The organism is Flammeovirga agarivorans (genome assembly GCF_012641475.1).
Lineage (GTDB): Bacteria > Bacteroidota > Bacteroidia > Cytophagales > Flammeovirgaceae > Flammeovirga > Flammeovirga agarivorans.
The window spans coordinates 177,895-200,613 of the sequence record NZ_JABAIL010000011.1 but is presented as its reverse complement, the minus strand read 5'-3'; the positions used below and the strand labels follow the sequence as shown (position 1 = coordinate 200,613).

Annotated in this window: 10 protein-coding genes; 5 read left to right on the top strand and 5 right to left on the bottom strand. The window is 34.8% G+C overall.

Translation table 11 applies throughout. The features are described 5' to 3' along the window. The 3 genes from HGP29_RS24510 to HGP29_RS24500 form a co-directional block, all read left to right on the top strand. Positions 1-1,599, top strand: a 1,599-nt coding sequence (locus HGP29_RS24510) for an InlB B-repeat-containing protein (RefSeq protein WP_168885099.1), incomplete at its 5' end; no start/stop codon positions are given. A gap of 308 nt (positions 1,600-1,907) precedes the next feature. Then, positions 1,908-3,188, top strand: coding sequence for an Ig-like domain-containing protein (locus tag HGP29_RS24505; RefSeq protein WP_168885098.1), 1,281 nt, complete (start codon positions 1,908-1,910; stop codon positions 3,186-3,188). 122 nt (positions 3,189-3,310) lie between these two features. Beyond that, a complete protein-coding gene (locus HGP29_RS24500) occupies positions 3,311-6,247 on the top strand; it encodes a T9SS type A sorting domain-containing protein (protein ID WP_168885097.1) in 2,937 nt (978 codons plus the stop codon). 164 nt (positions 6,248-6,411) lie between these two features. Here HGP29_RS24500 and HGP29_RS24495 read toward each other — a convergent pair whose 3' ends face one another. Continuing rightward, positions 6,412-9,120 (bottom strand): Ig-like domain-containing protein, encoded by a 2,709-nt coding sequence (locus HGP29_RS24495; protein ID WP_211093407.1) that lies wholly within the window; start codon positions 9,118-9,120, stop codon positions 6,412-6,414. A gap of 548 nt (positions 9,121-9,668) precedes the next feature. Here HGP29_RS24495 and HGP29_RS24490 point away from each other — a divergent pair. Next, positions 9,669-11,303 carry a sulfatase family protein gene (locus tag HGP29_RS24490; RefSeq protein ID WP_168885095.1) on the top strand — a complete coding sequence of 545 codons (1,635 nt, stop codon included), beginning with the start codon at positions 9,669-9,671 and terminating at the stop codon, positions 11,301-11,303. A 215-nt stretch (positions 11,304-11,518) separates the two neighbouring features. Next, positions 11,519-11,977: a hypothetical protein gene (locus HGP29_RS28785; RefSeq protein ID WP_211093406.1), complete on the top strand. Its 459-nt coding sequence runs from the start codon at positions 11,519-11,521 to the stop codon at positions 11,975-11,977. 200 nt (positions 11,978-12,177) lie between these two features. Here HGP29_RS28785 and HGP29_RS24475 read toward each other — a convergent pair whose 3' ends face one another. From HGP29_RS24475 to HGP29_RS24460, 4 genes are all read right to left on the bottom strand, one after another. Continuing rightward, entirely contained in the window at positions 12,178-14,232 is a 2,055-nt protein-coding gene (locus tag HGP29_RS24475) for a fibronectin type III domain-containing protein (protein ID WP_168885094.1), read from the bottom strand. A gap of 191 nt (positions 14,233-14,423) precedes the next feature. Then, on the bottom strand, positions 14,424-16,709 hold the full coding sequence (locus HGP29_RS24470) for a GH92 family glycosyl hydrolase (protein WP_168885093.1): 2,286 nt from the start codon (positions 16,707-16,709) through the stop codon (positions 14,424-14,426). A gap of 201 nt (positions 16,710-16,910) precedes the next feature. Beyond that, the gene (locus HGP29_RS24465) at positions 16,911-20,387 is read right to left on the bottom strand and encodes a fibronectin type III domain-containing protein (protein ID WP_168885092.1); all 3,477 of its coding nucleotides are present in this window, start codon (positions 20,385-20,387) and stop codon (positions 16,911-16,913) included. Positions 20,388-20,608: 221 nt separating this feature from the next. After that, complete coding sequence (locus HGP29_RS24460) at positions 20,609-22,630, bottom strand: sulfatase family protein (protein ID WP_168885091.1); 2,022 nt, start codon at positions 22,628-22,630, stop codon at positions 20,609-20,611. Positions 22,631-22,719: the final 89 nt, after the last annotated feature.

The following is a 22,719-nucleotide window of genomic DNA, read 5'->3' as shown; positions in this document are numbered from 1 at the left end:
CGCGTAAGTACTGATGAAGATGATGCGGAAGAAGCCGAGGACGGGTCTATAGATCTTAGTAGTTCTGATTTAGAATTGGTTTACGATCCTCATGAAGCTGCAGGTAATCAGTCAGTTGGTATTCGTTTCCAAGCATTGGATATTCCAAAAGGTGCAATAATCACAGAAGCCTATATTCAATTTACGGCAGATGAAGATAAAAATAACGAAGGTTCGATGAACATCTACGCTCAGGACGTTAATTCTGCAGCAGCCTTTTCTTCAATTGTTAATGATATTTCATCAAGAGCTAAAACCAATGCATCTGTAGCATGGACACCAACTACATGGAGTACTATTGGTGAGGCAGGTGATGCTCAGAAAACTCCTAACTTAAGTGCACTTGTTCAGGAAGTGATTGATAGAGATGGATGGACTTCAGGAAATAATATGGCATTTATCATTGAAGGTACAGGCCGTAGAGTAGCAGAGTCTTACAAAGGTTCAAGTACAGCCGCACCACAACTTATCGTTGAGTATAAGAATATCTATTCTTTATCATTAGCAGCAACCAATGGTACTATCACTTCTTCAGTTCCTAATCAGAATAGTATTGAAGAAGGTCAAGAAGTAACATTAACAGCTAACCCTGCTTCTGGTTATGAATTTAGTGGTTGGTCTGGCGACATCACAAGTAATGAAAATCCTGTGACTGTGCTTATGGATCAGAATAAAAATATCACTGCGAATTTTACAGAGCAACCATCTGGTACTACAATCACAGTTAGTGTGATTAAAGGAAATGATGACGCCGAAGAAGCAGAAAGTGGGTTGGTAAGCACAAGTAGCACTGATCTTGAATTGGTATACGATGATCTTGAAAATGCTGGCAATCAAATGGTCGGTATTCGTTTTAGAGATATTAATATACCGCAAGGGGCTACAATCACCAATGCCTTTATACAGTTTACAGCAGCTGAAAATAAAAATGATAATGGTTCTTTGACTATACATGCACAGTTTGCCAATAGACCAAGTACGTTTACTACAAATACAAATGATATCTCTTTACGACCAAAAACCACTGCATCTGTAGCATGGACTCCAGCAGCTTGGAATACAGTGGGTGAAGCAGGTAGTGCACAAAGAACTCCTGATCTTAAAAATATTGTTCAGGAAATTGTAAACAGATCTGGCTGGGCTCAAGGGCATTTAGTATTTATTATTCAAGGTACAGGCAGAAGAGTGGCGAAAGCTTACACTAATTCTTCTCCAGCAGATGCTCCAAAACTTACTATTACCTATGAAGATAATGGCTCAAGTAGTAGAACAATGAGTACAGAATCTGTATTTGGAGGTAGCTATGATGAAATAAATCAATTTAAAGTCTACCCGAATCCGATCACAGACATCGTAAACCTAGAATTTGAAGCGAGTACATCTGAACAAATCGGTATCACTTTCTATGATATTTTAGGTAAGGTAGTCTTAACTACAAACGCTGTCACAAACAGTGGGCGAAATAAGATTGAAATCAAAACATCGTCCCTACTTCCGGGTAAATATACGGTTAGAATCGTAGGACAAAACCTACAGAAAACTGTCAATCTAGTGAAGTAATTATCATAATAACTTCAGATTATTGGCACTTATTAATATTAAGTTAGCCAATTAATATAAACCCATGATATGCTACCGTACATGCTATTAATGATGTCGGTAGCATATTTTTTTTAATATTTTTTGACTGAGTTCTGAAAAGAAGCCCACATTAATTATTCATTAATATCGCATTAAGCGTTCTAAATACATTTGATGATCATAAAGTCGAAGTGAAAATTTTTAGATTAATCAGCTATTAGAATAAGTTTCTACTCATTGAACTCAAATTTCACTCTATAATAATTTAACTTTTTAAGTATTACGAAATGAATTTTACAAAACTATCATTATTATTTTCTTCTCTAATTGTGCTTTTTTCAGCTTGTAACAAGGAAGTACTTCCTGAAGTTGAATCAAGTCAAACTGAAAGCTCTTCAGCAAGAACACTTGCTGCAGGAGAAGTGGTTGCAATTGCAAACCCTTTGAACGGATCGAATGTGATTCTAGGGTCAACAATCAATGTCGAAACAATCACTGATACAAATGTTGATCTTATTGCTTGTCGTTTATGGATCGATGATGTTTTTCACAGTGTGGTAAAAACGGCTCCTTATAATTTTGATGTAAGTGGACTTGCCTTAGGTACGCATACTTTAATGGTTAGGGCCAATGGAGCAGACGGTGTAAACCATGATAGTGAAATTATATCAATCACAGTAGTTGATGGTGATTTACCAGGTTCTGTTGAAATTACTTCTTTATCAAATGGAGATACTTTCACAGAAGGAGAAGATATCCTTATTACCTCTACTAGCTCTGATGGAGATGGTGTGAAAAACATGAGACTTTGGATTGATAACACTTACATTGATTTAGACCAAGAGGCTCCATTCCAATTTACTGTAAATAACCTTACTCCAGGTTCACATACAATTGTTTTAAAGATGAAAGATCAAAAAGACAGTGTAACATCAAGTGCTCCTGTGACGATCGAAGTAGAAGCAGCACAATCTCAAGATATTGTATGGGATGATTTTACTTTAAACATCCTTCCATATACGCGTATGAGCGGCTACCAAGATATCATTTTCAATAATAGTGTTGTTGGAACTACAGAATTCTTAATCTTATCAGCTAGTCATGGTAACCCTCCTCCAGGTCAGTACGGAAAAGAATCTGCTGTACAAGGTGGCGATTGGACAAAAATTGGTTACGGTGGTGATGATGATAAGAGTGCTGAAGTATGGGTACGTCAGGTTACAGCTAGTAATAAAGATGATCATGGTCAGATCAATACAAAAAATGCAGCAGCTAAATTAACTATCCTTTCTTATGATGGATTGATTAATACAGGTGCTACTCAAGATTTATATTTCTTTAATAAAAAAGCAGGTATTGATCACAAAGGTGCTCCAGGTCCGTTCTTAGTAGTGATTGCAACAGACAATGGTCAAGAATCTACTATGTCTAACTTAAACTATGGGTATAATTCTAATGGTACAGCTGGTGATGATATGACAATGTTATATCTAACTCATGATGATCAATTCTACGATAACACATTCACTGTAAGAGGTGGTGCGGTAAGTATACAACTATTACCATAATAATTTAGATGATGAAGAATTGGCTTCCTTTGAGTTTCTCGAAGGGGGCCATACTTTATATAAAATGGTTAATTTTATTAATCCTAAACACCAACAAACAAAATAATAGACTATAAAAGCTTATGAATGTTCTTGTTAATTATCAGGTGAAAATGTGTAGCCTTGTGTTGTTCTTCCTTAGTTTATCGGGATCAGCACAAACCTTTGACATTAATTATAATAGCCCAACCACTTTAGGGACGATAACAGACCCTTTGATTGATGAAGCGAGTGGACTTGCAGCCTCATACAATACTGAAAATGCATTTTGGCTACATAATGATTCTGGCGATGGCCCCAACCTTTGGCTTATTGACAAATCTGGTGCTGTATTGACTCATGGTATTGTAAAAAATAAGAATGGAAGTAATGCTAGTTCAAGAGACTGGGAAGACATCTCTTCTTTTGTGATGAACGGAACTTCTTACTTGATTATTGGTAATTTTGGCGACAACCCAATCAATAAATCAGAATATTATTTATATATCATTGAAGAGCCAGAATATGATCCTCAAAGTACTTCCAATAATAGCTATGAAATTCTAAAAACTATTACCTATCAATATGAAAATGGATCACAGAATTGTGAATCAATTGGTGTTGATGTCGAAAACGAAAAAATTATATTAGTGAGTAAATCTAGTGTCGGTGGAAATAAAATTGCTTATGAAATTCCCCTATCAATTACATCAGAAGATATTACTACTACAGCAAAAATTATTGGACAATTTCCAATGGATGGTACAACGGCTATGGACATTTCTAACGATGGTCAACATGCAATTGTATTAACTTATACGGATGCTTACGAGTTTACTCGATATGATGGTACGTCATGGGAAGATGCTTTTGGAATAGCTCCAAGAAAAATAACTATGCCACAAAGAAATGGTGGAGAGGCTATTGCCTATGGGGTAAATGGTATTGATCTATATCTTGTTAGAGAGGGTAAATCATCTCCAGTTTGGGAATTAAAAGGAGGCATTGAAACTGGTACATTGTTCCAAGTTGATATGGCTGAAAAAAATGATATTTACAATAAGCAGGTTTGGGTAAATATCCAAGGTCAAGATCAACCAATATTAATGACAGATACTGATGAAGACGGTATTTATGCTTGCAAAGTCGATTTAGCAGTAGATAAAAATTATCAATATTTTTTCAGCTATCAAAACGGAACGGATGCAACAAATGATATGATCTACGAGTCTACAGGAGCTTCTTGTATTAATGATGACGGTAACCGTGAAGTCTTCGTTTCCAAACAAAATCTCCTACTCAGAAAGGTGCTATTTAGTAATTGCGAAGAACGTCCTAATTATTATATTATTGATGAGTGTGAATCATTAACAGGATGGAATACAAATGGGTTGAGTTTAAAAAATACTGATCAGAAGCAAGGTTTAAGTTGTATCGAATTTAAGGGATCATCGAACGTTGAATTTGAGAAAATATTAACAACTCCAACACATGCCAATGGTACAGAAGAAGGAACTGTATTGGAATTTTGGTACTATGTATCTGACCCATCTTTGTTTGAAGATAGTAATCAAGTTGAAATTACTAGTTCGGGCACATCTGATGTCGATGAATATAGTTGGAGTCTCGATAAAGCCAATCTAGTATCGGGGTGGAATTTCTTACAATTATCAACGAAAGACGCTAATAAAAGAGGAAATCCTGACTTAACTGCCATCAATTACTTTAGACTTTACAGAAGCAAAACTTCAGAAGTAACTACTCGTATTGATGATATTCAACTTATTGGTGAAAATAACTCGTTTGCAAGAGATGCCAGTCTTTCTTTATTAACGATAGAAGCCGGCACTTTAGATCCTTCGTTTAGTCCTGGAATTTTGGAATATTCCGTAGAACTACCCTTTGGTTTTAACACAATCCCATCAGTAACAGCAACAGCTAATCAAGATGGAAAAGCTACAGTTACTATTACAGAAGCAGAGACAATGGATGAGACAACTACGGTTGTGGTTACCGCTGAGGACGGGGTAACTCAACGTACTTATACCATTAGTTTTTATGCAGCTTTAGGGAAATATTTAGATGAATGTGAAGTGAAGGATGGATGGAATCCGAGCATATTAGCCATAAACACTGTTGATCAGAAACAAGGAGAAGGTTGTTTAGAATTTTCAGGGACAGACGACGTAGAATTTGTAAAAAATTTCACTGAAGCTTTCGATTCCAATGGTTCAGAATCTAATGTAAAATTATCTTTTTGGTATTACGTTTCTAACGTTACTGCATTAGAAGACAAGAACCAAGTAGAAATTAGTAGTTCTGGACAAGCTGATGTGGATGAATACAGTTGGAGTCTTGATAAAAACAATTTAAAAGTAGGTTGGAACTACATCCAACTGGAAACTAGTTTAGCAGCGAAAAGAGGCACACCTGATTTAAGTGCTATTAACTTCTTCAGACTATATCGTGGGAAAACAACAAGCATTACAACTCGTATAGATGCAATAAACCTGTACGGCGGTATTGCATTATCTACAGATAACAGTTTATCATCTTTAACGGTTGATAATGGTACCTTATCTCCTACTTTCTCCGCTGAGGAACTTAATTATACTGTAATTTTACCATCTGGTACTTCTGATATTCCACAAGTTTCTGCAACAGCAACAGATCAAAATTCTTCTGTTCAAATCACTCAAGCTGCTACATTGGATGATTTAGCATCAGTGACTGTTTCTGCAGAAGATGGATCTGTTAGAACCTACAGAATCAGTTTTGAAATAGGTGATCCTACTTCAATTGATGACAAAGACATGTCTATTCAGATTTTTCCAAACCCTGTAACAGACCTCTTATCCATTCAATCGAATACGGTGATACAGTCTATTTTAGTACTGAATGTCAATGGTTATCTTAAGTATTCTCAAGAGATCTACGATCAAGCGATTCAAATCAATACAGATCAATGGGAAAAGGGTCTGTATTGCTTAAAAGTTACATTACAAAATGGACAAACCATTGTGAGAAAAATTATCAAATAGTAAAGTCATTTCTATCGGATTTTAGGTTCTCACTTCTCAGTAAGAAATATATTTAAAAGAGTTAGAAAGGAATGAAAACTTTCAACTTCTTTATCACAAAAAGGGTCAAACTTCGAAAAGTCTGACCCTTTTATTTCACTTATATAATTCTACTAAAATGTTTCTTATTCGACAATTACTTTTATCGGCTGATGATTATTGATGGATAATAAGTATAACCCATTTTCAAGATGATGTACATCGATCGCACTATTTGTTGTTTCAGACTGAATCAATCTACCTTGGAAATCATAAAGCTGATAAGGTACCGATTTATCTAACCCATTAATATAGAATTTATCATTAGATGGATTGGGATAGACGACAAACTGAATAGGAAGTTCGTCTGTACTTGTAATCACCTTTTCTTTTAACAGAATACTAAATACAGCATGATCTAAATCGTTTGTATAAATTTTTAAAGTGCCATTTGCAGCGTTTTTATCTGCTACATTATAGTTCACCTTCACTTCTACTGTTTCATCCGGACGTAAGAAAGTGACATCCGTATCAAATGTTAATGTAAATTCACTGTTGTCTTCGATCTCTAATTTATCTAATTCAAGGATTTCAGTTCCTGTATTCTTTAGCTCAATCGTATATTCATTGGTAGCTCCGAAATCCAATACTCCCCCATTCTCGATACTCTGACCAAATACCACTTCTAACTGTGGTACCTTGTTATCAAAAACCAAATCGAAAGCAAATATGTTAGCGTTGGTTTCGTTCGTATTAATAATAAATTTTGATTGGAAAGTCCCAGGTTGGATCGCTTCCACTTCCAAAACCAATGTCTCAGAAGTATTGGGTTGTAATGTGATCGGGAAGTCAACTCCAGAAAAACTCACTTTATGTCCTTCGGCACTTTCTACAGTCAAAGAATTTAGCGTTAATGGTGCTCTACCTGTATTTTTTAATGTATAATCACTAGAAAACTTATTATCGTAAGTTAAACTACCCTGATCAATAACTGCTCCATCCCAAACACTGAAACTGTCATTATAGTACGTTACAACTAAATCTCCTTTAATCATCGTTACCTCAATTTGTACTTTCTGTACTGGAGTATCATGATCATTCGTCGTCACTACAAGTGTTTCTTGGATAAAGTGTGCTTTCTCTTTTTCTTTCACATAAAGCTTTACTTTACCACTTGTGCTCGGTAGAATTTCATCTTTAGGTGAAGAAATAATTTCAAACGTAGTCTGGTCTATATTTTCAAATTTCAAGTCTTGCACAGTGATTGGAAGATTACCAGTATTTTTCACTTCCAAATCAAACTCAAGACCGTCATTCATATTTACTTCTCCCAAGATAATTGGGAAGGACTCCGTAACATGCTTCCCTTTGTACACCAATTGAGATTCATTGAAGAAATGTTGCGTATGAATTTGTAAAAGAATGTCCTTATTCTCTCTATTGTTGGATTTAATTTCAACAGGAAACTGAGTTTGTGATACTCTATTTATTTTTGGAGTATAGGTCACTTCTACCTTTTGTTGCTCATTCGGTCGGATTACACCACCAACATAACTTAGTTCTAATTCATGGTTAGAATCATAAACCTCTGTAAAAGAAGTAATATCTAAATCCATATTGCCAATGTTTTCAATATAGAGTTCATCATTTACTACTTCCCCATTGTAGTTTTTCTTTAGAAAGAAGCCCGCTGCATTAGATACTTCATTGTTATCTTTATTGACTAACCTTAGAATAGCCGCTTCAACCACTGTCGATAATTTCACCTTAACATGGTCTAAAGGTGAAGCATCTGTATAAAAATTAAGTGTTACATCTTTCTGACCAATGCTTTGTGGTGATAAACGCACTTTGAATGTTTTTGATTCTGCAGGTTGTAATGTCTCATGATTTCCACCATTAAGTAGTGAAAATGCACCATTCTGCTCCGTTATATTAACACTTGTGATTTTTAACGGTGCATTACCTGTATTCACTAAATCAAATTCAAACTCTGTAGTTGCATAGCTTATTCTGCCTGCATCTATTGTTGCATTATTTGCAACAACTACATTATTATACTTTACCTCTGCTTTCCCAGACACCACTCTTCCTATAATGATATATTTAATTATGTCTTTATTGGCATTCTCTAATTTTTGTTCAAAGGTCGTATTGATGTCTCCTAATGTCGTTGCTTTAAAAGTTAGGTTATCATTAAACGAGTATCCATTACCGTAAATATGTTTTTTAGTAATCGATGCACTGATTTCATTGTTTGTAGAGAAATTAGATAAAGGAGATACGTACATAAACCCTTTTCCAATGTTTTCATTCTTTAACGTAAAGTATATAGTCTCTCCAAGCTTTACGTCGCCCAAATCGATAGTGTAATTTGTAATGACATAATCATCAGAAGTAACTTCTAATTCCCCTTTATCTTGGTTTGCCTCTGCATTAATAGTGAATGAAGGAACATTGTTATCTGATGTATTAAATGTCATCGTTCCTCTTTGAGCACTGATATCCTCACTTGGCGAGTAATAAATAGCTAAATCTGCCTCATCATTAGCTGGGATGGTAAAATCATCCGTATTTGGATAGAAGAAAAAGGAAGAACTGCCACTTGTTGCCAATGATGATATTGTCAACGCTTCAGTTGTCGATGTATTTTTTAGTTTGATGGTTTTGAAAACAAAAGACCCTGAGTTTCCAAAATTTCCAAATGGTATCGTTTCATTGTTAGATAAAGGAGTTGAACTTCCATCGTCATTAGAGAGTGCAATAGACAAAGCTCCCTGGCCAAAAGTATAGGATACAATAAGTAGGTTCAAAAGTAATATCCTAATGAGAGATAATGAGTATTTTTTCGACATAGCAGGTTAATGATTATTTAAGTCTGATTGATGATATAGATTTTGAAATAATATGTTCGAGTATTCAAAAGTATGTGGAATGTTATAATAATAAAAATCACATTTCAACCGATTGCATTTGAAAAAATTCTACTATTCAACTTAATTACACTTCATTAATTTTTACTATTTAGATTACTACAGAATATTATTTCACAGATACCCAATTTATATAGTCGATTGTGTTTTTTAGAATTTTTCACAATGTTAGGGTACGTTAACTTAATGGATTTATATACACCAATCAGTTGAAAATATTCAAAATCTATTTTTTTAGTGGTCATTGAAAAAACCATGGTTTGTGAAGAATAATGCTAGAAATAGTGCTTTTTTGGCGACTAATTATGGATTTTAATTCAAATTAATCCGTTATTAACCCTAAACTATGCTTAAATTAAGAGTTGTTCCTACGTTTGTTATCAGTTACAGACGGCACTACTATCAATATTTTTTAGTGGAACAAAAGTGACGATTTACTCAGTTTTCTATTTTTTAAAAATTTCAATTAAATGAAATATACCAACTTATTATACCTTCTATTTTTTGGAACATTATTCAGTTGTGGTACAAAACCTCAATCGAACCAAGCAAAGGTAAACGAGCGCCCTAATATTTTATTTATTATGTCTGATGATCATGCTTACCAAGCCATCAGTGCATACGACAAGACCCTAACAACAACTCCTAACATTGACCGTATAGCCAATGAAGGAATAAAATTTAATAATGCATGTGTAACCAATTCAATTTGTTCTCCTTCTAGAGCAGTGATTTTAACGGGTAAACACTCACATATTAACGGTAAAACAGATAACAACTTCCCGTTTAATCGAGATAATGTTACCTTCCCACAGATATTTCAAAAAGAAGGATATCAAACGGCAATGTTTGGTAAGCTACACTTTGGAAATAATCCAAAAGGCTTCGATCAATTTAAAATCTTAATTGGGCAGGGACATTATTATAACCCGACATTTATTACTAAGGAAGAAGGTAAGAAAACATACCCAGGTTATGTCACCGATATTGTTACTGATATGACATTGGATTGGTTGGAGAAAGAAAGAGATAAAGAGAAGCCATTTATGTTGATGTATCTTCATAAAGCACCGCATAGAGAATGGTTACCAAAAGCAAAACACTACCAAGAATATACAAAGAAGACTTTCAAAGAACCTTCTACTTTATTTGATGATTACGCTGGAAGAGGTACTGCTGCCCATACTGCAGAAATGAATATCCTTAAGCACATGAACTGGGCCGGAGATTCTAAATTATATCCAGAAACAATGGAAGCTTTGGGTATTCCTGAAGGGTCACATTGGGATTATGATGCTTTCAACAAAGAAAGAGATCGTATGACTGAAGAGCAAAAGAAACAATGGGATGCCGTTTATCAACCTGTTAATGAAGAGTTCAAAAAGAACTACGCATCAATGGACAAAAAGGATTTGATGAAATGGAGATACCAACGATATATGCAAGATTACCTAGGAACAATTGCTTCTGTAGATGAAAATGTAGGTAGAGTATTAGACTATTTAGATGACAATGATTTAGCAGACAACACTTTAGTGGTGTATACTTCTGATCAAGGGTTCTATCTTGGTGAACATGGTTGGTTTGACAAGCGTTTTGCATATAATGAGTCGTTTAAGACACCATTATTAATCCGTTGGCCAAATAAAATTAAAGCCGGAATTACAAACGAAGAAATGGTTCAAAACCTAGATTTCGCACAAACATTTTTAGCTGCAGCAGGTATTGCTGCTCCAAATGATATGCAAGGTGAAAGCTTAATGCCATTATTAACTGGAAATGATGCAGAATGGGATAGAGATGCTGTATACTATCACTATTACGAATACCCATCAATCCATATGGTAAAACGTCACTATGCAATCATTACTAAAGAGTACAAGCTTATCCACTATTATTATGATGTAGACGAGTGGGAATTATTCGATAGAAAGAAAGATCCTAATGAGTTAAGAAATGTCTATGATGATCCTGCATATGCAGCTACAGTTACACAACTGAAAAAAGATCTTGCAGACCTTAGAGTAAAATACAAAGACAGTTCAGAAATTGATCAAAGATTATTGAACATGTACTTAGAATCAAAATATGCGAAAAACAGATAAATAAGTGAATTTCTATATAATAGCTTAGAATTAGATGATGGAAGATAAGGCTCAATTTTTGAGCCTTATTTTTTTACACTTTAGTAGGTATTGAGGTGTATTATCCTAAGATTACATACAATTCTTTAATATAAATAAGAGGCTTAAAAGTTTTGCAACGAGAAATAAAAATTTGTAATGAATGTAACAGTGAATATTATTCAGATACTTCCGAGATGTTACATTTATGTTCAGAGTGTTCAAGTATTTTGTATGGTTATAAAAAATGTAATCATGATTTTGAAAATGGTAGATGTAAAAACTGTTTTTGGAATGGAAGTAAATCAGATTATATAATAAATATTGAAGGGCAGAATAAAACTACTTTTGAACCTATTACAAAAGAAGAACTGTCTACTCTAATATTAAAAGGTGTATCTCAGATGAGTCTTTCAGAAAAGGAATTGTGGGAGGTAATATCCATTAATCCTGAAAAATGGAAGGAAGATGAATATGGCTACGATATTGAAGGCTTTTGGGTAGTTGCAATTTATCAAGAGTATTCTATTTGGTATAATGATATTGAAGAAGGTTTTAATATCTCAGAATATAATGGGGTAGATAAAGTTTTAAATTATGCATCAGAACAAGATGAATTACAATGGACACTTGGTAAATTAATTAAGCTTATTTAAAAATAAACACCCCACAATAACAGTTAAAATTCAAAGTTCGGGTGACGCAACCGCTCAAGAGTTTAGTAAAACTCGTTATTGTAAGTGTTGTTCCAATAAACCTAATTCTTGATATTGATATCAAACATGATAATAAAAAAAAGAGGCTACCTCCAATAAAAGGTAGCCTCAATGCTCTCTGTAATATAAACTTACTTTTTCTAATCGAATATTATCTTCTTTGAAATACTATGCTCTCCAGAAGTGATCTGAATAATATACAGACCTTGTGGTAGGGACAATTCAAATGTATTTCCAAAAACTTCACTTTTTGCCACAACAGTTCCTGTTAAGTCGTACACAACATACTCCGATTGAGAGGCATTCACCTCAAAGTTCATGGTATGTGATGTAGGGTTAGGGAAAGCGTTAAGTTGGATTGCATGATTATCTAATGAAAGAACCTCATCGCCAGTAGTGAAACTAAATAACTCACTATACTCTGATAGTTGATTACTTTCTTTTGTTCTTGTTCGAATGACTACGATATATTCCTTGTTTGGAATCAGGTCTGTTAATTCAAAAGATAGATCTTCTGTTTCATACCAACGTCCATACACATCTAACTCATAAATAAGCCCTTTATGTCTTTCGACCTCCCAAGTAATCGTTGCTGAATTACCAGATACCTCAACAGCTGCGAGATTATATGGAACTAGTGGAACAATCGGCTTATCAGTAAATTGATAGAATTCTAATGGTTCCGATGATTTTCCTGAGAAATCATAAGCTACTATGGTAAACTTATATTCAGTATCCATATCCAATTCAGTATATCTCATCGACATTTCATTCGTGATCACTGGATCTTCATCGTTAATAGCTATCGTATAATATTCTGTAGCTACATCATCAATAGCTTCATCCCATTCTAATTCTAAAGCGGTATCTAATATTTCTGTAAAATTGACATTCTCTGGTTGTTCAGGTGCGGTCTCATCTTGTATTAGATCTTCAACGGCTACCCTACCATTTCTTTGGTAAGCACCAACATCAATAGATCCTGATAGTTTTGATCGAATCATTCCTAACTGATCTACTAAATAAGGGTGATCGTTATCTGCTTTGACGATTGAAGGATCACCATAATTTGCTGCGACACTATGATCTGGGAAAGATACGATACCATTGTCATCAATAGGCAACAGCTCAATCACTGGTCTAGTCTCTTCATTACCAAATAAAACTCTTCCATCGTTTACTATATCTTCTGTTAATCCACTAACAAAATTTCCAATAATTGATGAATTAATCTCTATTGATTTATACTCTACAAAATTGACATCTGATGGATCTCCAGTACCATCATTTTGAACTTTACTTAAGTTTCCATGAATAATGGAGTTATTAATGATGAACTCGTGATTGGCATTACTACTTCTAAGTCCACCACAGTTTTTCACACTATTAGCATTACCATTAAAAGTCATCGTCACATTATCAAAACGTGTGGATGCCTCAGAGTTAGATACAACGTTGATAGTTCCTCCTTGAGTGCTTGATCTATTTCCGTAAAAAGTACTATTTCTAATATGAGTAAATACTGCACCGTAAATGTACATCGCCCCACCCTGACGGTTCGACTTATTATCTTGTACTAACGTTTCATATATATTTAAATTGACAGTATTTCCACCTATCCCTGCAACGATTGCTCCTCCGTTTCCTAATGCATCATCAACGAAAGTAGTATTATTCGTAATTTTACATGATAAAAGATTCAAAGTTCCTTCAATTTCTGCAGCAATCGCTCCACCGTCATGAACAGTAGAGTTATTTGTGAAATTACATTTTTGAAAAGTCACTTCACCACTACCGCTTACCCAAACAGCTCCACCTGTTTCTTGAGTGGTATTAAACATTCCATTACCATTGGTAAACGTCACATTTTTAACGATTAAGTAAGCATCATCTTGAACGTTGGTGTAGTTAAAAAACTTAGTCGCACTACCTCCATCCAAGGTCGCATTATTTTGACCTATGATTGTAATATTTTTTTCTACAGAAAAAGCTTGAGAGTGTGTGATTGTTCCATTCAGATAAATCACATCCCCATTTTCTGCTAACGCGTATGCTGTGTTTAGAGTAGCAACTGCCGTATTAGAAGTTAAGCCATCATTGGAATTATTTCCGCTATTACTTACGTAAATATCTTTTGCAAATAGACTTGAGATTGAAAGGCAGCTCAAGAAAAGTAATAGTACATTTCGTTTCATATAGCAAAATTTGTTTTTAAAGTTCATTCATTTCGGATAAAGCAAATATGGGTGTAAGTCCAAAATTTTTGCTAATTAGACATTAATTTGGAATTAATTTGCTGGTTAATCGGGATAATAACGTAAAAAATACATTTAAATTTATCGAATATTTTTCATAACTACTCAATACTTAAATACAATTCTTACTCTTAATGTAGCGTAAGAGTACGGCTCCCATCAGTTCCCCATTCCTTATTCGGTAATTCACCCATAATTAATTCGAGTTTTCCACCTTTCATAATATCATCATGTTTAATAAAAGGTTCATTAATTTCCTCCCCATTTAAGAAGGCTTGTTGAATATATTTTTTCTCTTTTGATGATCCCTTTGCATGGATTTCAAAAATTCTACCATTTTTCAATTCAATAGAAGATTTTTCAAAAATTGGGCTAGTGATATCATAATAAGGTAGACCAGGTGTTACCGGATAAATGCCTAAAGAAGTCATCACCACAAAGGCTGTCATTCCCCCACCATCTTCATCTCCAGGGATACCAAAAATGTTGTCTTTAAACCAAGTGTCTAACAAAAATCTTGTTCTCTTTTGGGTCTTCCAAGGTACACCAAAATGATTGTATAAGTATGGAATATGAAATGAAGGTTCATTACCCATAGAAAATTGACCCACCATTCCTGTAGAATTTGCTCCATTCACATAAAATGCTGCTTTTCTCATTCCTAACGGTTCTCTAAAAAGTTGATCCAAGCGTTGTTCTGCTTTTTCTTTACCTCCTAAAAGTTGTATAAGCCCCGAGATATCTTGTTGAACATCCCAAGCATACGTCCAAGCGTTATTTTCATCAAAGTAATTTCTATATCCAAGACCTCCCCCATTTTTGGGATCGATATTAATCCAGTTCCCTTCACTATCCTTTGGCATAAATAATTGAAGTTTATCATTCCAAAGGTTTTTGTAATTCTTTGAGTAAGCGTAATATTCCTTGCTATTCTTTACATCTCCAAGATATTCTGCAATTCCACCTAACGCCCAAAAATCGAATGAGATCCCTAAAGTCACTGCAACAGGTTGTCTCTTTTCGAAATTGTCCACATTCTTAATGGTATCTTTCTCTCCAAGTTTTAGTGCTGGATAGTAACCTTCCTTAAGGAAAAAGTCATCGATATATCCTTTTTTGTGACCTTGTCTCCAAGGTAAGAACGTTCCTTCTGTAAGGTTTTTCTGAATACCTTCGTAAGCAAGTTGATGATCAAAATTTGTGATACCTTTATTTAATGCATCCAGAATAATAGAAGAAGTATGGTAGGAATTCATACACATATGGTTACCAAACACTTGAGGGAATGTCGGCATCCATCCACTATGTTGATACATTTGAACATAAGACTGCACCATGTCACCTTGTTGTTCAGGATTTAAGATCGTTCTGAGAGGATGAGTAGCTCTATAGGTATCCCAAACCCAATCATCTACATAATAAGGTCGGTTGGATGAATATACTTTTCCATCATAGATATTATAATATTTCCCATATTCATTGATATCTACCATTCTTTCATAAGTACGGTATAAAGAAGTATAGAAAGTTCTCTTTTGTGCGGTAGTTCCACCTTCCACTTTAACTTGGTTAATTGCCTTTTGCCAAGCTTTCTTCGCCTGTGAACGTACAATATCAAACGTCTTACCTTTTAGCTCTCTCTTAAAGTTATCACGCGCTTGTTCTTTACTTACATAAGAAACCGCATATTTTACATAAACAGTTTCAGGAGCATCAGTAGTTGATGTAAGAGAAAGCATAGATGTATTGTTTGAACTTTGCTTCAGCTTTACAGGTTGGGCATCCTCATCTACTAATTCCATATAGGCATAAACTTCCATAGAAAGAGTATCCGCTCCCACTCCTCGTTCTTCGTTATAGATGGTTTCAGTCAAGACAAATGTATTGGCATTCATTACCTCTACATCCATTTTACCTTTACCCTTCACCATTAATTCTTTTTCTCCTTTTGGGAACTCTATTTTATAAATACCACTCTTATCAGAAGGAGTAAAACTAACTCTGATATTGTCTTCGATAAGAAAAGTAGTAAAATGCCAAGGTTGATATTTTTCTAGATCATGATCGATAATCATCGACTGATTACGTAATGATGCTTTATTATTTGCAGCCACTTTTAAATGAAACAATCCTGTATTACGATGCATGTAAACATGTAGAGGGAAAGCTTTAATTTCATCAGATAAGTAGTCTTTTCTAACTGGAAAAGTTCTTAACATCTGATTTGGCAAATGTGTTGTTGGATAAGTGGGTACAAGAAATGGAGCAACATTACCTATTGTTGGATCTATATAATCTACAAAGTCTACTTCTTCATCAGGTTGAAGCTGCAAACTCAACAAACTTAATAATGACAATATTGCTATTCCTGATATTATAATTTTTTTATCGATTCTCATTCTTAGTTTTTCTTTCATCACACATTGTTTACTTCAAAGGTATCTTGTGATGCAAATAGATGATTAATGCATCGTTAAATAGTACTTAATTAATGGTATCTGCTTTCCTTTTATTAATTTTTTAGTCGTTACAGCAGTTGGTATAATAATGTAGATAAGCCACTACTCTATACATAGAATAGCAGCTTATCGTACCTATTGTTAAAGAGTGAAAGTTTTCTATTGGAAGCTGATTTTCTTCACAATAGCCTTTTCATTTGTGATAATGTTCAAGATGTACATACCACTAGGTAATGATAAATTGAATTGGTTAGTATCTAAATTTCCTACTTCAACTTTACGACCATTAAGATCACTCACATAGTAAGTTCCTTGTAAATGAGAAGGAAGTTGAATAGTCATTTTTGATACAGAAGGGTTCGGGAATGCCTTCACAAGAGCACTTAAATCATCTACTAAGCTTAAAGGTTCAGCAGATAAAGTAGAGAATGTTACGGCATCGCTATTTTCTGATGCTTCCTCTTTTTCATTCACTGTTTTAATTGTAAATGAATAATCTGTTGCTTCAGTTAGTTCTTCAAAAGTAAATGATGTTGCTGAAGTTTCGTATTCTTGCTCTCCCATTGTAATCACATAAGAGATTTCAAAAGCATGTAGTGGTGCAGTCCAAGAAATTGTTGCTGAGTTTACTGTAATCTCTGTTACTTTAATTTCCGATGGACTTACCGGAGCAAAGTAAGTCGTTAACACACTTTGTACTTCGCTTACCTCAGACTTGAAGTTATATTCATCTTCAACATGTAATGTGAAGTCATAAGATGTATTTTCATCCAAATCAGTTACTGTATATGATGTTCCTTCTACCGTCATTTCTGTCTCACCAAATGTCAGAACATAATCGAAATCTGAAGAGTGAGTGATCGCATCCCAAGTGATAGTCACTGAAGTCTCATTTACTTCAGAAACAGTAATATTCGCTGGTGTAGAAGGGTAATCAATCATCGTTGTGAAAGCTACTGATGCACTTGTCTCAGAAACAATATCGTTTTCATCAACAGCTTGTACCGTTACATCATATTCTGTTCCTTGAGCTAATCCTGTCAAGTCCAATGAAGTCTCAGCTGTAGTATACTCCATTTCACCTACTGTCACCGTATAAGTAACATCTAGGATATGAGTTGAAGCTGTCCAAGATACTGAAGCAGTTGTATAAGATACATTCGAAACAGCTACGTCTGCTGGAGTAGTTGGTGCAGAATATAATGTTGTGAAAGATACTGATTCGCTAAATTCAGAACTTACATCATTTGTGTCTACTGCTTTTACTTTTACAGTATACTCTGTATTTTCTGTTAATTCAGTTAGTGAAAGAGAAGTTTCTGACGTTTCCACTTCTTCTCCATCGATATCGACTACGTAAGTTACATCCATGATGTGTGTTGAAGCACTCCAAGAAATCTCTGCCGTTGTTTTATCAGCCACTATTGTAAGGTCTTCTGGCACTGTTGGAATAGGAATAATCGTTTGGAATGATAGTTCTTCGCTTTCCTCCGAAACGTTACCTACTGCATCTACAGCCACGATAGTTACTGTATAATCCGTTGAATGCGTTAATTCTTCTAAAGTATATTCCGTTACTGCCGTCATTGTGTTGAATTCAGCATCACCTACTTTTAGGATATAGTGATCTACTACATCATTATCCGTTGAAGCCGTCCATTTGATTACTGCAGAATAAGATTGAACTTCTGAAGCTGATAAACTTGTCGGTGCTGTTGGGGCAGTTTCGTCTGTAGTTGTCACATCAATCGATGAGAAATCTGTAGCATTATCAGCATTATCTACCGCTTTAATTGCTATCGCATATTCTGTATTGGTTGTTAATTCTGAGAAATCATAAGAAGTGACCTCTGCACCAATTTCCATTTCTTCATCATCGATCGATAGAATATATCCTTTTAACCCCGATTCATCGTCTGTAGCAGCTGACCAAGTTACAGTAAAACCTGTTTCAGTAATAGCTGATGATGTTAACGCTGGAGTAAAAGAAGGTAAGGTTTCATCTAAAGTCATAATGTTTGATGTTCCTTGACTTGATTTACCAAATACATCATAAGCAATTACCTTAACATCATACGAAGTATATTCATCTAATGAAGTTAATTGATAAGTAAGTGATGTTGTTTCATCGATCAATTCCTCATCTACATAAATTTCATATTTCGATACGAACGCATTTGCTGCTGTCCATGACAAATCAGCTGTAGTACCTGTTACATTAGAGGCTGTAATTATTGGCGATACCGGATCTGTTACTTCTTGAGCATCCATTTGGTAAGCACCAGCATCGATCATACCATTTGTATTTGGTCTAATATTTCCCAACTGATCAAATACGAAGTCATTCGGTTCATCTTGTAAGTACTCTCCTTTACCTAGACCAACAGCTACTGCATCACCAGAAAATGTCATCACTTCTTTTTCTGCATCTAAAGTAAGTGTAAGTTCAGCCTTGTCAATAATATTATTTCCACTATTATTTTTTCCTACAAGAGAGAGTTCATCGATGGTAAACAACCCTTCTGTTTCTACTTCACTCTTATCAGCAGCACCAATAATTGAAGTATAAACATTTACTGGAGAGGTTACCTGAAGATCTGATTCAACTATTGTTTCACCTGATGAGTATACATTTTCAAAAAGAATCGTATTGTATAGGTTCGTAATGTAGTTAACATTATTTACTCTTAAACCACCTGCTTGTCCGAAACTATTTGTTGTAATGTTTCCGTAAACAGTTGCGTTGATTAGCTCTAATGAACCTGTGCCTGTAGAAGCAATACTTACAGCACCACCGTTATTATCTGCGCTATTGTTATACAATGTTGAATTTATAATCTTAACAGATGATGGATTTTTTTTGTTTGCAATTACACCAATCGCACCACCGTTATTTACCGCAGTATTTGAAGCAAAATAAGATTGAGAGATCGTAAGTTTTATCTCACCGTTATTAGAGTTAAAGAAGATAGCACCACCATCGTAAGAACTTGTATTACTTACAAATCTTGAGTTTTTGATCACCACCTGGGCATCCTGGCTTAACGCCATTGCACCACCCATATTACTGTCTTCTGCAGGACCCGTCGTAGAGTTATTGGTAAATGTACAACCATCAAAAGATACCATACCACCATCAACTGCTACTGCACCACCGTTGTTGGCTGTTGTATTTTGATCAAAAGTACAATTGATCACTTCAATAACTGGACTTGCACTACCAGCGAAAGTTACGGCTCCACCAATGTTATACGATCCTTCTGTATTGTACTCCCCATTACCATTTCTTAATGTAAGATCAATAAGTTTGAAGTAAGGCATTTCATCCTCTTCAGATAAACTTACATTGAAAAATTTAGTTACACCGCCTGCATCTAAAGTACCATTGTTTATGCCTTGTACAGTGATACTTTTAGCAATGGCTAAAGATGCTGTAAAATCAACTGTTCCGTTGATGTAAATAATATCACCAGATTCAGCCAGTGAATAGGCTTTGTTAAATGTCTTGAATGATGTTTCTGGAGTTACTCCGTCATTTAAATCATCATCGCCTGCACTACTAACATAAATGTCTTTTGCCCATAATGAACTTGTTATGGCAAAGAAAATAAAAATTAGTGTATTGAGTTTTTTCATAACTTTTATTATTTGCTTGCTATCGGATTGTCTTTGTTAGCTTTTAAAATTGTTATCCCTATTGTGTCTTGATGTCGGTCATTTCACTCATTTCTACCAATTTTTGGGCATAACAAAGAGGCAATACAGTAGCATGTATTTTAAATAGTTGAAGAAAAATAAAGGGAGTAGTAGAAGTAGTTTTCTACTCCCCCCTTTCTAAAAATATATCTTTTGATTTTTTATTGAATAGAGCCTAATTCAACAGATTGTACCTGTACCGTTTTAAAGATATTCTCTTTACGGTTCTTCATAAACGGCTTCTCTTTATATCTTTTGATGGTATCTTTTCCACTAGACCATAAGGTAATTACGGTACCATCGGCCTTTCGAGCAATCAGATTATCAATATAGAAGTGATACGTTCCTGGCTTTCTAGATTGGAATGACATCATATTGTAAGAGAGTTTTTGTGGAGTTGCTTCTCCAATACCAATCACTCTATGTTCCCATTTGCCTTTACCTGCTTTCACTCCAGGACCTTTTTTCTGATATCTTCCGTATTGGTCATAACCAGACTTAGCAAACAATACTTTCCATGTACTAGTTGGAGAATAAAAGAAGCCTTCATTCATACCATCTTCAGCCACCATGATATCGTATTCCACAACATCGCCAGGTTCGATAGTATATTTCATTTTATCGTATCCTTCTGCAAAAGCAAACCTCATAATATCTTTTCCACTTTTAACGGCAGCAGTTTGTTCGATAAAAAATTCTAAGACTTCACCATCAGGCTTTGCCTCGGCCGTTGCACTTGGTAAATGATCAGTCGGTAAATAAGAAGGGTTAATGGTATTTGCTCTTAGGAAGTCGATATGCAATTTTTTCATTGCTTCTACCTTTTCAGGATATTGACTTGCTAAGTTATTTTCTTCTTTTAAATCTTTACTAAGATCGTAAAGTTGAATCTCCTGTGGATTATAGATCAATTTCCAATTTCCCTCTTTTACTGCACCTTCACCAGTCCAAACCCATTGTTGAACAGTAGCTGCATTCTCTGTATTTGAAAGAATCGATTTTGATAAATCTCTACCATCTATTGCAATTGTTTCATCTCTTTTTGCACCAACCATTGATGTTAATGTTGGATAGATATCTAAGAAATTGAAGTCTCCTTCATATTTATTTCCTTTATTCAACCCTCCATTTTTCCACATCATCGCCATAGGAACATGTATACCACCTTCATAGATAGTATGTTTATGTCCTTTAAATGGTAAGTTGTTTCCTTCTGGAGTGGCACCATTATCTGAAGTGAACATCACAATGGTATTGTCTAACAGATTTTCTTTCTTTAGGTATTCCAATACTTCTCCTACGGCATCATCCAAACTTAAAAGCATCGCTGAGCGTACAATTTGCTTTTGTTCTTCAGACATTTTCATCCATGCCTTATTCCCTTTAAAGTACTTTTTATATTCCTCTTCTGATAATATTTCTGTACCCTGTTTTACCGCCTCAGGAACTCTCTGAATATCCTTATATTTTGCTTGAAGAGGATTGTGCATCGCTTCATGTGGAATGTAAGCTAGGAACCTCTCCTCTTTATTTTTCTCAATAAATTCTAGAGCATACTTTGTGATTAAATCTGTCGTGTACCCTTTTTCATTTGGCTTATTAGTTTTGTCATGATACCATGATACTTGACCATAAACATTAGAATAACGAGTAAAATAATTTCCGCCACCACCGTAGTAGCCCACAAATCGATCAAAGCCATGTGCGTTTACACCTGCACCTAATTGATACCTTTTGCTATTCTTCTTTTCATTTTCTCCATAAGAAGTGGGAGAACCATTATGCCATTTACCAAATGCACCCGTCACAAATCCATTGTCCTGTAAGGTCTCTGGAAATGTCTTTTCATCTGTCGATAATTCACCTCCAGTTTTTGGCCCTGAGTTAGTTTTCACATAATGCTTACCTGTTAACATTCCAGCCCTTGAAGGAGAACATACACAGTGTGTATTATAATTATTAAAAGTAAGCCCCGTTGTAAATATTTTATCAATGTTAGGTGTAGGTGTTAATCCACCATTTACTGATAGGTCACCATATCCTAAATCGTCTGTATAAAAAATGACAATATTGGGTTTACCTTTCTTTCCTTTATTCGTATCATCCCCTGTTCCTGATGTTGCATTTACAGTGGTAATACCTGCTAGGTAAATGAATAATGTTATGAATAAGTTTCTTTTCATCAGTAATAATTCTATTAAAAAATCTAGATGGTTGATCATTGACTTACACAAAATTGTACAGACTACACTAATTATACATTAATTAATCC